Genomic DNA, 14,572 nt, shown 5'->3' with positions numbered 1-14,572 from the left:
GACGGCCCGCGGGGTGGGGACTCCCCGGGAGCTTCGGTTTCGACTGCGGCTTCGACCGAGGAGGAGCGGTGTCAGGTGCCCTCGGGCCGCGCGGCGAAAAGCGAGTGATCCGACAGCGTACGCGAGTTCGCAGCGGCGAAAAGTGGCGGACCTCTCACCCGCCCACGGCACCCGTGTGTCGTACACCACGCCCCCGGCGGGCCGCCCGCCTCCACGCCCGCCCTTGTTCCCTGCGCCGTCAATAATCGACCGGTGACAGATCCTGGCACCCGCCCCCTCCCCACTCCGCCCACGCTCCGCCGTGCCGCGCCCGCCCTCCTCGGGTACGCGGCGGTCCGGGTGCTGGGCCTGGTCGCGCTGGCCCTGTGGAGCGCGGCACGGGACAAGAGTGCGTACACACTGCTGACCGCCCGCTGGGACTCGCTCTGGTACACACGGGTCGCCGAACTCGGCTACGGCTATGAGGTGCGCCTCCCCAACGGTGACGTGCACTCGAACCTCGCCTTCTTCCCGCTGCTGCCCTGGCTGGAGCGGCTCCTGGCGTCCATCACCCCGATGTCGTACGCCGACGCGGGCTTCACGGTCAGCGCCCTCGCGTCACTCGCCGCCGCCTGGGGCGTGTTCGCGGTCGCGGACCATGTGTACGGCCGCCGTGTCGGCATCTGCGCCGTACTGGTGTGGGCCGTGCTGCCGGTCGGGATCGTCCAGTCGATGGCGTACAGCGAGTCGCTGTTCACGGCCCTGGCCGCCTGGTCCCTGTACGCGGTCCTCACCGGCCGCTGGCTGACGGCGGGCACACTGGCTCTGCTGGCGGGCCTGACCCGCCCGGTGGGACTCGCCGTGGTGGCGGCGGTGTGGGTGACGGCCATCGCCTCGTTCAGTACGTCGTTCAGTACGTCGTTCAATATCTCGTCCGGTACCTCGTTCGTGCGGGACCGAAGCTCGCCCGAGTCGCGCAGCGCGCCCGTCCGGCGGCGCGCCCTCGGCATGCTGATCGCGCCGCTCGGCGCCGCCGGCTACGTCCTGTGGGTCGGCCACCGCACCGGCAAGGGCCCCCTGGGCTATCTGGACGTCCAGGCCGGCTGGCGCAACGGTTTCGACGGCGGCGCGGCGTTCGCCCGTTTCGTCGCCGACAAGTTCACGTCGTTCCCGTCGGCACTCGCCGGGGTCGGGCTGATCGTCGGCGTGGGCCTGCTGATCTGGCTGTTCGTCAGCTGCGTACGGCAGCGCCAGCCGCTGCCGCTGCTGGTGTACGCGGGTGTCGTCACCGTGCTCGCCCTGTGCGCGTCGAGCTACTTCGGCTCGAAACCACGCCTGTTGCTGCCCGCGTTCCCTCTCCTGCTGCCGCTCGCCCAGGCGTTGGCCCGGCCGCGCACCACCAGGTCGGTGCTGGTGACGGGCGTGGTCGCGGTGGCGTCCGCGGTCTACGGGGCGTTCTGGCTGAACGGCTCCGGTCCGCCCTGAGCGACCGTTCGGCGAATTCCGGACAACCACCTGGTGAACCAATTCGAAAGAGCCATAAAACAGCACAGCCGCATGATCAATGGAAATGAGGGGAAGGCGAGTCTCCGAATAGGGATTCCAGGGAATTAAACATCACCCTGAGAGGAATCCCACATCACATCGTCATTACAAAGCCGTGGATTGGGCGGAGATCCGAGCTCACTCGCTGTAACGTCGATTGGGTGCGTACCGAACGAAACCTCGCCCGTCTGGACCGGGTGTTCGCGAGGCTGGACCGTGAACCGGGACGGCCGACCCACATCGATGTGCCGAAGATGAGCCGGCACAGGATCGCGCTCCTTCTCGCGACCCTGGCCTTCTATCTCGCCACCGTGTGGGCCGTCGTGATCACCTCATGGCTGGTCCGGCTCGACTGGCAGGTCATGTTCTTCCGGCCCTACCAGCAGTGGCCGGAGATCCACGCGTTCCTCGACTACTACGTGGTGCTCGGCCAGCGCGGTCCCACCGCCGTGATGATCTCGGCCTGGCTGGGCTGGCGCGCCTGGCGTCAGCACACCCTGCGCCCACTGCTCACGTTCGGCGCCGCACTGCTGCTGCTCAACGTCACGGTCGGTGCCGCCAAGATCGGCATGGGCCGCCTCGGACCGCATTACGCGACCACCATCGGCTCGAACGAGATGGGCATGGGCGGGGACATATTTCCCAGCGGTCACACCGCGAACGCCGTGGTGACCTGGGGCATCCTGGCCTACCTGGCCTCGACCCCGTGGACCAGGCGCTGGCTGTCCGCGGGTTCGGCCCTGATGTCGCTCGGCGTCGGCCTCACCACGGTCTATCTGGGTACGCACTGGCTGAGCGATGTCGTCCTCGGCTGGGTCGCGGGCCTGCTGGTCCTGCTGGCGCTGCCGTGGTGCGAGCCGCTGATCACCCGCACCGAGACCTGGATCCTGGACCTGCGCGACCGCAGGCGCGCCCGTGGCCCCAGCACCGCGCCCGTCCCTGCCCGGGTGGGTTCGCCGGCGATGTTCAAGCCGTACGCGACCGCCCCGGAAGAGGTCACGGCCCGCGAGAACACCACCGCCGCGGCCCGTTCGTCCCGGACGCCCGCGCACCCTCCGCACCTGGCCCCGGGCACGCACGCGATCCGCTCGGAGCGCAGCCCGGTCACCCCGGCCGGCAGCCGCCGCCCGCCGCACGCGGACCGTGCCCCGCGTGCCACCGGCAACCCGTCGGCCCGCCCCCTGCCCGGCAACAGCTGAGCCACCGGGGGCGTGCCGGCCGGCCTCAGCCCTTCCAGCAGCGCGTCACCCTGCCGTCGGTGACCTCGAAGTTGAGCCGCCCCGACCGGTACTCCATGGTGATGATCGCCCCGGGCGGCAGCGACCGCACCGCGGACCAGCCGCGCTCCCGGGCGAGGCGTTCGGCCCCCGCCGCATCGAGGCCGACGTAGGTGTCCGGATCGTCCTGGAGTTCTTCGGGCCTGGGAATCGATGACATGCCCGCCACGGTAGGCGCCCACCGGCAGCCGGGGAAGCCCGGACCCCGGCCCCACTCATCACTCGGTACGACTCCGGTCACACCCCTGCCACAAGATCGCGACATCCACTTCGGGCGATAATCATCACGCGCTCGGCATACGCGAGGGCTGGTCACCCATACTTCCGACGGCCATTCGAACGTAATTCACCAGGCCTCCGCGCGCCCTGATAAACCCCGTTCCCGATCGCCGGAAGAACGACTCGGAGACGGCTAATTGCGCTGACGACCCACACCGTGACGCCTTACCCGCCTCTTACGCACGCCATACGTGCCGATGCCACGCATCCCGGCCGCCGAGCCGACGACAGAACGTATAAAACACCCACGACTTCCCCACATAATCTCCGCATCGCATCTTCACGACAGTGCCTCTGAGCTGCCCTGAGAACGCGGTGACCGGTCCACCGCGCGAGACAGCCGGTCCCGGGAGGTCATGATCACGTCGACGAGTTCCGCGGGCTCCAGCACCTCGAACTCGAAGCCCATCAGCATGACGTGGATGACCATCACGTCGAGGTTCGCGGCCCCGGTGCGCAGCAGACAGGCCTCTTCGCCGTCGGGCTCCAGCGTCCCGGCGGAGGGCGAGATCCGCTCCGCGGCCTCCGCGAGGGGCACCAGCAGCCGGACGACGGCGCGCGAGGCGTACGCGCGCGTGGAGACGCCCTGGGAGACATAGGCGGCGAGATCGTCGGCAGGGGGCGTACGAGGAGCGAAGCGCGGTCCGTGCGGCGGCTTCGGTGTGATGCGGTCCACGCGGAACGTACGCCAGTCGGCGCGGTCGACGTCCCAGGCGACCAGGTACCAGCGCCGCTCGGTGCACACCAGCCGGTGCGGTTCGACAGTACGGCGGGATACCGGTCCTTCGTGTCCCCGGTACTCGAAGCGCAGCAGCTCCGTGTCCCGGCAGAGGTGGGCGAGTTCGGTGAGGACGGCCGGGTCGACGGCGGAGGGCTGCGGCCCGCGCAGCATCGGCACGGTGAAGGCGTTCAGAGCCCCCACCCGTCGGCGAAGCCGGTCGGGCAACACCTGTTCGAGCTTGGCGAGTGCCCGTACGGAGGTCTCGCCGATGCCCTCGATGCCCTGCCCGGCGGCGGTCCGCAGCCCCACCGCCACGGCGACCGCCTCGTCGTCGTCCAGCAGCAGCGGCGGCAACTCGGCCCCGGCGCCGAGCCGGTAGCCGCCACCCGTACCCGGACTGGCGTCCACGGGATAGCCCAGCTCGCGCAGCCGGTCCACGTCCCGGCGGACGGTACGCGGGGTCACGCCGAGGCGGTCGGCCAGGTCGGGGCCGGACCATTCGCGGTGGGCCTGGAGCAGCGAGAGCAGTCGCAGCAGCCGTGCCGAGGTCTCCAACATGGGCGCGAGTCTGCCAGCGGTCGCGGACAGCCACTGTCCTCAAGCCCCTCAACGGTCATGGCCGGACAGCGGTCATGGCCGGTACGCCAGCTGCGGTACGTCGAAGCAGTCGGCGTTCATGTCCCCCTGCGAGACCCAGCCCCTGCCGTCCTGCCACCTCGCGACCGACAGACACGTCCAGCGCGTTCTCGGCGGTTCGGCCGCCCGCTCGAAGCGCACCGGAATCAGCAGACCGTCAGCCGTGTATCCGTCGTCCCCCTCTCCGTTTCCCTGTCCGTCTCCCCCGCTGCGGTTCATGAAGTCGTCGACACACGCGCGCGTGACACCCGTTCCGGCTTGCGCACAGGCCCGGGCGGCCTCCGTGAACCACATCGCCGCCGCCCACCCCTCCAACTGCCACTGCGAGTGCGTACCGAGCTTCTCGGTGCCGTCGCGGAACTCCCGTACGGCCGCCTGGTCCGTGTCCTCGTAGTTGCGGCTCGACCCGGTCGCCCACAGGGCGTTGCGGCAGCGCGGGGAGTCCTTGTAGTCCTCGGGGACGGTGGAGGTCCAGTTCTGTACGTTCGTCACCTTGGCGGTGATCTCGGCGCCCACGTCGTCCAGTGCCTCGCACAGTCGCGCGTTGCCGTGCGTGTCGAGGGCGTCGAGAACGAGGTCGGCGCCCTGCTCCTTCAGGTCGGCCGCCGCCGCGCGGAAGTTGGGCAGCGCGAAGTCGACCTCCTCGGTGACCACGTCATAACCCTCCGCCTTCAGACCCCGGACGACCAGCCGGGCGTACGCGGCCGAGGCGGCCTGGTTGTACGAGACGACGGCGGCCGTGCGGGCGCCGTGCTCACGGGCGAAGTAGCGGTAGACCTCCGTGCCGCCGTACAGCCGCCCGCCCCAGCCCACGGTGCCGTCGCGGGGCGCGAGGCTGCCGTAGATCCCGTACAGGTGCGGGTAGGTGTCATAGGCGGCGCCGATGGGCTGGCCGCCGATGTCGGGCACGCGCGCGTGGGAGACCCGGGAGGCACCCGCGTAGTCGAGGGCGGTGGTGGCCACCAGGGCGACGACGTTGTTCCCGTCGTTCCCGTCGATCAGCCGGTGCACGCACTCGTTGTTGCCGACGCCGCTGCCGCCGTCGTCGCACAGCCGGACCTCGACCGGGCGGCCGTCGATGCCCCCGCGCGCGTTGAGCCGCTCGAACCAGGCCTCGGCGCCGTCGCGGGGGCCGGTGAAGGCGGCGGCGCCGACCGGGCTGGTGGCGCTGGTGATGATGCCGACGCGGATGGGCGTCGTACCGGCCGCCGGTGTCGTCGGGGTACCGCGGTGCTCGAAGTCGCTCTCCGGGAGGCGGCTGCCGCAGGCCGCGCTCAGCAGGAGCAGCAGTCCCAGGGCGGCCGACTCAGCAGCCCGGAGCCGCCGTCGCATCGCCGCTCAGCCCCACCAGCGCGCACAGCGTGCTGAGGGAGACCTTCCAGGTGCCGCCCTGTTCGACAGCGGTGCCGGACGCGTTGGGCAGGGCCGTGGCGCCGTCGAGGAGGAGCGCGTAGTTCACGTTCGCGGCGGTCGGCGAGGTGAACTTGACGTCGTCGACCTTCGCCTCGACCTGTCCGCCCCGCTGGTCGCCACTGAACGCCTGGAGCAGCAGGCCCAGTTGGTCGCCGTTCTCCAGGACGGCTTTCTTGTCGTCGAGGGAGACGGCCGGGTCGAAGAACTTCACCCAGTTCTGCCGGATCTCCTTCTCGGCGGCGACGGGGTCGGCCGGGCCGTCGCCACTCGGCTCCGCAGATGTCTCCGTGGGTTCCGTCGTTGCCGTGGAGGCCGAAGGGGTGGAGGTTCTCGCATCGCTGCCACCGCCACCATCGTCGTCGCTGCACGCCGCGAGGGCCGGGCCGAGGAGGAGCAGCAGAGCGGCCGTCATCGCCGTACCCCGCCGTGCGTTCCCCCGCCTGAGGTCGCTCCCGAGAACCATCTGGCTCACCACCGGGTGTCGGTCCGGGCCATGGGTGCCCGGAGCTTTCAGGGTCGACCGACAGCGGGCATAGTGCAAGCCATTGGCCGGCTTGGACGGACACAGCCAGGACACACGACGTGTGGGAGCCAAGGATGCCAAAGACGCCAGGGACCCCAAGGACCCCGAGGACGCGGACAGCTCGATCAGCTCGACCGCGGACCGTGCGGCCCGTCCTCTGGACGGGCTGGGCCGCGCTGGCGGCGGGTGCGGTGCTGTGCGTGCTCGGCTGGTACGGCGTCTCGGGCGAGCGGTTCGCCGAGCGGCAGCTGCCCTACCTCGCGTCCTGCACGGTCCCCGGCGCGGCACTGATCGTCGCGGGCGCCGTCCTCCTCGCCCACGGTCGTGAAGCGCTCGCCGCAGCCCGCGTGGAGGAGCTGTACGGCCTCCTGGTGGCCGCCGAGCCCTCCGAGGCCGCCGGAGAGCCGGTCAGCGCTCCCGTGGCCGTCAGCGGCCGTCTGCTGATGATCCCGGGCGGCACCCTCTGGCACCGCGCGGACTGCCCGCTGGTCACCGGGAAGCCGGAGGCGGTGCCGGTGGACGGCAGGCTCCTGGCGACCGGCGAACTGGCCCCCTGCCCGATCTGTGAGCCGGACTCGGCGGACGACTGACCGATGTCCTCCCTGACGTACGACCTCACCCTCGCGGGTCTCTCGGTCGGCAGCGCGGCGGCGCTCACCGGGATCGGTGTGATCGTCACGTACCGCGCGACCGGCGTGCTGAACTTCGCGCACGGCGCGATCGCGATGGTGTGCGCCTACGCGCTGCGGCAGTGCACGGTCGAGTGGAACTGGCCGCTGTGGCTGGGCGCGCTGGTGACGCTGTTCGTGCTCGCCCCGGCCATCGGCGTCACCCTGGAGCGGTTCGTGTTCCGGCCGCTCGCGGTCCTGGGCGGTGATCCGGCGCGGACCCTGGTCGCGTCGATCGGCGTGTTCGTGCTGCTGGTGGGCGGGGCCGCGCTGGTGTGGGGGCCGGGGGCACGCGCGGACGCGCCGGAGCTGGTGTCGGCGGATCCGTGGGGGCAGTTGGCCGTGGCGCTGGGACTGGCGGCTGCCGTGGGCGCGGTCACGCGGTGGACGCGGTTCGGGCGGGAGCTGCGCGCGGTGGTCGACGACCGGCAACTGGCGGTGCTGAACGGCATCGACGCGGACCGGGTGGCCGCGGCGGGCTGGGCGTTCGGCTCGTTCACCGCGGGCCTGACGGGCGTCCTGCTGGCTCCGTACGTCCGGCTGGACCCGTACGGCATGCCGCTGCTGGTGCTGGAGGTGGTGGCCGTCGCCGTGGCGGCCCGGATGCGCAGCCTTCCGGTGGCGGTGCTGGTCGCCCTGGGTGTCGGGGTCGCCCAGAGCCAGCTGACGCGCCTTCATCCGGCGGGCTGGGCGCAGCCGTTGGTCCAGGCCGTCGGCAGCAACCTCTTCGTGGTCGCGCTGCTGGTCGCGGCCCTGGTGCTGCCCCGGATCGGCACGCGCGACACGCTGCCGCGCACAGTGACGGCCCGCGTGCCGACCCCGCCGGGCGCGTGGATCGTGGCGGCGGTGCTGTTCCTGCTCCCGCTGGGCTTCGCGGGCCCTGACCTGCATACGGCGGTCCAGGTGCCGGCGCTGGGCGTGGTGCTCCTGTCCCTGGTGGTGGTGACCGGCCGGGGCGGCCAGATCTCGCTGGGCCAGGCGGCGTACGCGGGTCTGGGCGCCCTCTTCACGGCCCTGCTGGCGGCGGGCCGCTTCCCGGGCCTGCCCCGCCTGCCGGAACTGGCCGCGCTGGCGCTGGCGGTGCTCCTGGTGGCTCCCCTGGGTCTGGTGACGGGCCGGCCGGCGATCCGCCGCCACGGCCTGGCACTGGCGCTCGCCACGTTCGCGGTGGGCGTCGGGGTGAGCCGCTTCGTCTTCGCGCAGCCGTACGCCGTCGCGGGCCTGACCGTGAACCGCCCGGCGGGTTTCGAGGACGACCGCGCCTACTACGCCCTGGAGCTGGCCCTCCTGGCAGGCGCGCTGCTGTCGACACGGTTCCTGCACACGGGCCGTACGGGCCGGGCCCTGGCCGCGATGCGGGACCACGAGCCGGGCGCGTCGGCGGCAGGAGTGCGGGTCCCGTCCCTGAAGCTGCTTGCCTTCGTCACGGGCGCCGCCCTGGCCGCCCTGGGCGGCGCCCTGCTCACCATGGGCCTGCGCGCCTTCGACCCCGGCGCGTTCGACCCCGTACGCGGGCTGCTGTGGTTCGCCGCGGTGGTGGTCCTGGGCGCCGACAGCACCCTGGGCGCGCTGGCCGCCGCGGCACTGCTGGTGGGGCTGGACGCGGGGGCGCGGGGTGGGATGGCGGCGGCCCTGATCGGCGTTCTGGCGGCTCTGGTGGGCCGGTTCCCGGGCGGCCCGTACGAGGCCCTGCGCGCGGCGACGGGACGTTTGCTGCCGGGGCGGGGCGCGCGGCTGACGCCGCTGGGGGCCGCTGTACGGGGGCGGCTGCGGGGCGAGCACACACGACCGGCCCCCGAGCCGCCTCCCCCACCACTGCACCGGACCGCCCCTCCCCGGGGCTCGCCCTCCCCCGCCCCGCTCCTGCGCGCGCGTGGCCTTCACGTCCGTTACGGCGGTTGCACGGCGCTCGACGGGGTGGATCTGGACGTCCGGCCGGGCCGCGTCACCGCGGTCGTCGGGCCCAACGGGGCGGGGAAGAGCACCCTGTTCCACTGTCTCGCCGGAACCGTGCGTCCCACGCGCGGGGAGGTACTTTTCGGGGCGCGGGACATCACACGGCTCGCCGCCCATGCCCGTACCCGGCTCGGTGTCGCGCGGACCTTCCAGCAGCTCGCCGTCTTCCCGTCGCTGACCGTCGCCGAGAACGTCCGCGTGGGCGCCGAACAGGGCTGTGTATCCGATCCAGCGGCGGTGGAGCGGGCGCTGCGGCTCCTCGGGCTCGACGGAGCGGTACGGGCGCTGCCCGCGGCGGGCCTGCCGACGGGCACCCTGCGCCGCGTCGAACTGGCCCGCGCACTCGCCGGAAGCCCGCGCGTCCTGCTCCTCGACGAGCCCGCCGCCGGTCTCGACACCGCCGAAGTCGCCGCGCTCACCCGCGTGTTGCGCGCTCTCGCCGCCGACGGCACCGCACTGCTCGTCGTCGAGCACGACCTCGACCTGGTCGCCGACCTGGCCGACGAGGTGCACGTCCTGACGGCGGGCCGGATCGTCGCGTCCGGACCGCCCGGCGAGATCCTCGCCGCCCTGGAAGCGGCGGTGGGCAAATGATCCTCTCCCTGCGGCACGCACGCGTGCGGTACGGCCCGCTGGAGGCCCTGCACGGCGTCTCCCTCGACGCCCCCGGTCCGGGCGTCACCGTCCTGCTGGGCCGCAACGGCTCCGGCCGTACGACCGTCCTGCGCGCCCTCGCCGGAGCGGTACCGCTGTCCGGGGGCGCGGTGGTGTGGGACGGGGTCGACGTGACCCGTGTGCCCGCCTACGAGCGGGCCCGGCGTGGTCTGTGCCTGGTGCCGGAAAGGCAGGCCGTGTTCGGGTCGCTGACCGTCCGGGAGAACCTGGAACTGGGGCTGGACGACCCCGCCCCCGCGCTCGACGCCTACCCGCAGCTGGGGCCCCTGCTGTCGCGTCGCGCGGGCACCCTCTCCGGCGGTGAGCAGCGCATGCTCGCGCTCTCCCGCGTCCTGTCGGCACACGCGCGCGTGGTGCTCGTCGACGAACCCGCGCAGGGCATGTCACCGCCGGTCGCGGCCCGCACGTACGAACTGCTGAGCGCGCTGGACGCCTGCGTGATCGTCGCCGAGCAGCGGTTGCCGCCCGTCCTGCACGGCCGCCGGGCCCTCGTGCACGAACTCCGGCGTGGCGCTGTCGTGTTCAGCGGGGAGGCGTCCGAACTAGGCCGGCCCCTCGGGATGACCGGCGGTGGGACAACGCCGTAGGACGCCGGTGCCCCACCCGGTCCGAGGAGCGGGTGGGGCACCGTGCCCGAAGCAGGGGAGCGGCTCAGAAGTCGAGCCTCTGTCCGGGCATGATCAGGTCGGGACTGTCGCCGATGACAGCCTTGTTGGCGGCGTAGAGATGCTGCCAGGTGGTCGTGTACCGGGCGGCGATGCCGCTCAGGGTGTCGCCCGCGCGGACGGTGTAGTCACCGCGGGACGAGCTGCGACCGACGTGGGCCGTCGAACGCTCCGGTGTCTTCGACGGAGCCTCGGACGCGGCGGACCCGGCGGAACCGGTCGCCTTCCCGGCCGACTGCCCGTTGGACGGCTTGACCGACTTCTTCGTCGGCTTGGTGGACTTGGTGGTGGCCGAACCGGAGCCCGAGTCGGAACCCGAAACCGCGGGAGCGCTCCCGCCGGCCCCGGCGCGCGCCGAACAGGTCGGCCAGGCACCCCAGCCCTGGGCGCCCTGGACCTTGGTGGCGACGGCGATCTGCTGGGACCTGCTGGCCCCGTCGGCGGTGGCCGCGTAGGCCGTGCCGCCGTAGGCGCGCCAGGTTCCGGCGGAGAACTGGAGTCCTCCGTAGTAGCCGTTGCCGGTGTTGATGTGCCAGTTCCCGCCACTCTCGCACTGGGCGATGCGGTCCCACACCCCGCTGTCCGCTGCCGCGGCGTTGCCGGTCGCGGCCAGCAGGCCGAGCGGAGCGAGCAGTGCCGCTCCGGCGAGGACCGCCGTCTTGCGCGTCTTGCGGGTGTAACTATCGGCACATTCGGACATGTAGATCCCTCTCCACAGACCCGGGCTCCCCCTGACCGGGACGCGGCGGCCGCGTATGAACGCGGTCGGCACGCCTCCGCCCCGTCCGTCGGCGATGGTGCTGCGCGATGTCTGGTTCTGCGCGGCCGTCGGACGTACCCAAGCGGTGCTAGGTGCACTCGGCGGAGGAATCTATGGACCCCGACGGGCGATATCAACCAACTCCCTGTTCTCCCAGGCCAGTTCATAGTTACCGTGGGTATCGGCGAATTCCGGCCACCCACTTAATTCGCGCATTTCCCGATTTATCAACCAGCTACTCGGACAAACTGTGAGTCAGTTCACCAAACCAACTTCCGTAACCTGTCCGTTACTTGACTTGGAGTGCCCGATTCCGCACCCAGTGTGACCGTGCGCGCAGGATGGTTCGATTACGTTCGCCGTGCAGCGTGACCCCTGACACAGATCGCCGTTGTCCTCTTCATGAGCCCGGACTGTCCGGGCTCACCGGCCGGGGGCGACCCGGCCTCGCCACGCACCGCATCCCGAGGGAGCCACCCGTGCCGCGCATGCTCGATGTCAGCGACGAGGTCCGCGCCGAGATCGGCGACGAAGAAGCCGACCGCCTGCTCGCCGGCGACAACGCCCCGGGCAGTTACGACTGCACGTCCTGCCGCACGCCGGGCGACTCCGCCCAGGAGCGCACCAGCACCGTCCTCTTCATCGGGGACGAGACCGCCGTCCTCGCCTTCGCCCACGCGGGCTGCCTGCCGTCGCAGGTCGTCCAGGTCACCGAGGAGCAGCTCCAGGGCGCGGTCCGCTCTATCAACGCCGACGAGGAGGCCCCGATGGCCGCACCCGAGCAGGCCGTACTGGGCATCACCAGCGGACTCATCCTGATCGAGGGCGAGTTGCACCCCGCCCTGGTCGTCGAACCGACCGCCCCGATCGTCCGCCCCGGCGCGACCGGCGCCGGCGACGACTTCCTGCCGCTCCTCATCGAGCAGGGCTTCATGCCGCTGACCGAGCTGACGGAGGTGCCGCCCGTTCTGCACGGCTGGTCGGTGCTGCTCGCGGCGGGCCAATTGCACGCCGTACTCCAGCCGGGCCCCAACGGCGGCTCCGCGGTGGCCTGGTGGCAGGCGCACCAGCCGCTCCAGGTCACCGAGAGCTGGCGCGCCGCCGCCAACAAGCACCAGCAGGTGCTGATGTTCGCGGCGCCGGTCGGCTCCATCGGCCGCCAGCCCCGCGAGGACCTGCTGCGGGACGCTCTGGACAAGGCGGCGGGCATCGGCAAGCTGGTCGCTAGCGCGTTGCCTCTGGCGGGTACGTGAACGCAGTAGACCGGGAATGGTTCGGCACGGTGGCGGCTACCGGTTGAGTGTGGCTGGTCGCGCAGTTCCCCGCGCCCCTTTGGGGGCGCTTCGCGCGCCCTGCATTGTCCGGGTGTCGGCCGCATCCGATGCACGCTGGGGTCGTTTGGACGTACGTGCACACCTATGACGTCCCCCGCCGCCAGTCCTATCAGCCGATCCCGTCCGCGCGGTCGACCCAGGACTACCCCAGCGGCCCATCGGCCACGCCGATCTACGACTCGCTCTACGCCGAGTACGGCAAGTCCTTCCGCTCGCTGCCGGGCGACCGCAGCGGCGAGGACGAGCTGGACTTCTCGGCCTTCGGGGCCAGCCCGAACGGCCTCACCCCGTACGGCGGCTCGTACGGCTCGGGCACGGGCTCGTACAGCGCCTACAGCGCGGGGGCGTTCAGCGCGCGCAACGGCGGTCAGAGCGGCCAGGGCGGCGGACAGCAGTCCGTGTGGCAGCGGGTCGGCCAACTCGACGCGCAGCAGGGGCAGACGGCGACCCCGACCGCCGTATGGCCGACGGGTGGACGTCAGCAGCACTACACCGGGATGACCCACATCCCGGCGGCGCTGCCACCCGGCCCCCGCCGGAGTGTGTGACCACGACACCTGCACGTGACTGAGGGCGGCTCCCATCCGGAGCCGCCCTCAGTCACGTACGAGACGTACGACTGCTACTTCGTCTGCTACTACTTCCTGCCGCGCTTCTCGCGCACCCGGACCGAGATGTGGATCGGCGTGCCATCGAAGCCGAACTCCTCGCGCAGGCGGCGCTCGATGAAGCGGCGGTAGCCCGCCTCGATGAAGCCGGAGGCGAAGAGCACGAACCGCGGCGGCTTGCTGCCCGCCTGGGTGCCGAACAGGATGCGCGGCTGCTTGCCGCCCCGGACCGGGTGCGGGTGGGCGGCGACCAGTTCACCGAGGAAGGCGTTCAGCCGGCCCGTCGGGACCCGGGTCTCCCAGCCCGCGAGGGCGGCCTCGATCGCCGGGACCAGCTTCTCCATGTGGCGGCCGGTGCGCGCCGAGACGTTGACGCGGGGTGCCCACGCCACCTGGGCGAGCTCGGTCTCGATCTCCCGCTCCAGGTAGTAGCGGCGCTCCTCGTCGAGGGTGTCCCACTTGTTGTACGCGAGGACGATCGCACGGCCCGCGTCGACGGCCATGGTGACGATCCGCTGGTCCTGGATGGAGATGTTCTCGGAGCCGTCGATCAGGATGACCGCGACCTCCGCCTTCTCCACGGCGGCGGCCGTGCGCAGCGAGGCGTAGTAGTCGGCACCCTGCTGGAGGTGGACGCGCTTGCGGATGCCCGCCGTGTCGATGAACTTCCAGGTGACGCCGCCGAGTTCGATGAGCTCGTCGACCGGGTCACGGGTGGTGCCCGCGACCTCGTTGACGACGACGCGCTCCTGGCCCGCCACCTTGTTCAGCAGCGAGGACTTGCCGACGTTCGGGCGGCCGATGAGGGCGATGCGGCGCGGGCCGCCGACCCCGACGCCGAAGGTCTGCGCGGGCGCCTCGGGCAACGCCTCCAGGACGGCGTCCAGCATGTCGCCGGTGCCACGGCCGTGCAGCGAGGAGACGGGGTGCGGCTCGCCGAGCCCGAGGGCCCACAGGGACGTGGCGTCGGCCTCGCCGCTCAGCCCGTCGACCTTGTTGGCGCACAGGACGACGGGCTTGCCGGCCTTGCGCAGCAGCCGGACGACCGCCTCGTCGGTGTCGGTCGCGCCGACCTTGGCGTCGACGACGAAGACGACCGCGTCGGCCGCCTCGATCGCATATTCGGCCTGTGCGGCCACGGAGGCGTCGATACCGAGGACGTCCTGCTCCCAGCCGCCGGTGTCGACGATCTTGAAGCGCCGCCCGGCCCATTCGGCCTCGTAGGTGACGCGGTCGCGGGTGACGCCGGGCTTGTCCTCGACGACGGCCTCGCGGCGCCCGATGATTCGGTTGACGAGCGTCGACTTGCCGACGTTCGGCCGCCCCACGACAGCGAGGACGGGCAGCGGCCCGTGCCCCGCCTCGTCGAGCGCGCCCTCGATCTCCTCGGCGTCGAAGCCCTCCACCGCGGCGAGCTCCATGAACGCTGCATACTCGGTGGCGTCGGCCGCACCAAGCTCTCCGTGCTCGTTCTCTCCCGAGCCCTCGGAGGGAATGTGGTCGTTCATGAAGTCCGTACCTCGTTCATCGTGG

At 71.8% G+C, this 14,572-nt stretch carries 12 protein-coding genes and 1 pseudogene; 7 read left to right on the top strand and 6 right to left on the bottom strand.

What is annotated here, in order from left to right; genetic code table 11:
• Positions 1–252 precede the first annotated feature (252 nt).
• Both G3I71_RS25825 and G3I71_RS25820 read left to right on the top strand, forming a co-directional pair.
• Positions 253–1,464 (top strand): hypothetical protein, encoded by a 1,212-nt coding sequence (locus tag G3I71_RS25825; protein WP_164317771.1) that lies wholly within the window; start codon positions 253–255, stop codon positions 1,462–1,464.
• Positions 1,465–1,685: 221 nt separating this feature from the next.
• Positions 1,686–2,723, top strand: a complete 1,038-nt coding sequence (locus G3I71_RS25820; protein WP_164317768.1) for a phosphatase PAP2 family protein — start codon at positions 1,686–1,688, stop codon at positions 2,721–2,723.
• Between the two features lie 25 nt (positions 2,724–2,748).
• On the opposite strand, the gene G3I71_RS25815 is transcribed toward G3I71_RS25820, so the two are convergent.
• The 4 genes and pseudogenes from G3I71_RS25815 to G3I71_RS25800 all read right to left on the bottom strand — a co-directional run bounded on the left by G3I71_RS25815 (position 2,749) and on the right by G3I71_RS25800 (position 6,313).
• Positions 2,749–2,961 carry an I78 family peptidase inhibitor gene (locus tag G3I71_RS25815; protein ID WP_164317766.1) on the bottom strand — a complete coding sequence of 71 codons (213 nt, stop codon included), beginning with the start codon at positions 2,959–2,961 and terminating at the stop codon, positions 2,749–2,751.
• Positions 2,962–3,396: 435 nt separating this feature from the next.
• Positions 3,397–4,359, bottom strand: a pseudogene (locus G3I71_RS25810) (helix-turn-helix transcriptional regulator); the annotation flags it as partial.
• A 72-nt stretch (positions 4,360–4,431) separates the two neighbouring features.
• A complete protein-coding gene (locus tag G3I71_RS25805; RefSeq protein ID WP_164317762.1) occupies positions 4,432–5,769 on the bottom strand; it encodes an ABC transporter substrate-binding protein in 1,338 nt (445 codons plus the stop codon).
• Complete coding sequence (locus G3I71_RS25800; RefSeq protein ID WP_164317759.1) at positions 5,744–6,313, bottom strand: hypothetical protein; 570 nt, start codon at positions 6,311–6,313, stop codon at positions 5,744–5,746. Before G3I71_RS25800 ends, G3I71_RS25805 begins: the two co-directional genes overlap by 26 nt.
• Positions 6,314–6,447: 134 nt before the next feature.
• On the opposite strand from G3I71_RS25800, the gene G3I71_RS25795 reads away from it, so the two are divergent.
• From G3I71_RS25795 to G3I71_RS25785, 3 genes are read left to right on the top strand one after another with little or no spacing between them, the layout of a single operon-like run.
• Positions 6,448–6,963 carry a hypothetical protein gene (locus tag G3I71_RS25795; protein WP_164317757.1) on the top strand — a complete coding sequence of 172 codons (516 nt, stop codon included), beginning with the start codon at positions 6,448–6,450 and terminating at the stop codon, positions 6,961–6,963.
• 3 nt (positions 6,964–6,966) lie between these two features.
• The gene (locus tag G3I71_RS25790; RefSeq protein ID WP_164317755.1) at positions 6,967–9,591 is read left to right on the top strand and encodes an ATP-binding cassette domain-containing protein; all 2,625 of its coding nucleotides are present in this window, start codon (positions 6,967–6,969) and stop codon (positions 9,589–9,591) included.
• Positions 9,588–10,259 (top strand): ABC transporter ATP-binding protein, encoded by a 672-nt coding sequence (locus tag G3I71_RS25785; RefSeq protein ID WP_164317753.1) that lies wholly within the window; start codon positions 9,588–9,590, stop codon positions 10,257–10,259. The genes G3I71_RS25790 and G3I71_RS25785 overlap by 4 nt, the downstream gene beginning before the upstream one ends.
• Before the next feature lie 64 nt (positions 10,260–10,323).
• Here the strand turns inward: G3I71_RS25785 and G3I71_RS25780 are convergent, their stop codons facing one another.
• Positions 10,324–11,037, bottom strand: coding sequence for a transglycosylase family protein (locus tag G3I71_RS25780; RefSeq protein ID WP_164317751.1), 714 nt, complete (start codon positions 11,035–11,037; stop codon positions 10,324–10,326).
• Between the two features lie 539 nt (positions 11,038–11,576).
• Here G3I71_RS25780 and G3I71_RS25775 point away from each other — a divergent pair.
• A complete protein-coding gene (locus G3I71_RS25775) occupies positions 11,577–12,350 on the top strand; it encodes a hypothetical protein (protein WP_164317749.1) in 774 nt (257 codons plus the stop codon).
• Positions 12,351–12,505: 155 nt separating this feature from the next.
• Entirely contained in the window at positions 12,506–12,979 is a 474-nt protein-coding gene (locus G3I71_RS25770) for a hypothetical protein (RefSeq protein ID WP_164317747.1), read from the top strand.
• An 89-nt stretch (positions 12,980–13,068) separates the two neighbouring features.
• Here G3I71_RS25770 and der read toward each other — a convergent pair whose 3' ends face one another.
• Positions 13,069–14,547, bottom strand: a complete 1,479-nt coding sequence (der, locus tag G3I71_RS25765) for a ribosome biogenesis GTPase Der (protein ID WP_164317745.1) — start codon at positions 14,545–14,547, stop codon at positions 13,069–13,071.
• Between the last annotated feature and the right edge of the window lie 25 nt (positions 14,548–14,572).

This window comes from Streptomyces sp. SID12501 (genome assembly GCF_010550245.1).
In the GTDB taxonomy this organism is placed as follows: Bacteria; Actinomycetota; Actinomycetes; order Streptomycetales; family Streptomycetaceae; genus Streptomyces.
Note: the sequence above shows the minus strand (reverse complement) of the source record. Positions and strands in the feature narration are given on the sequence as shown.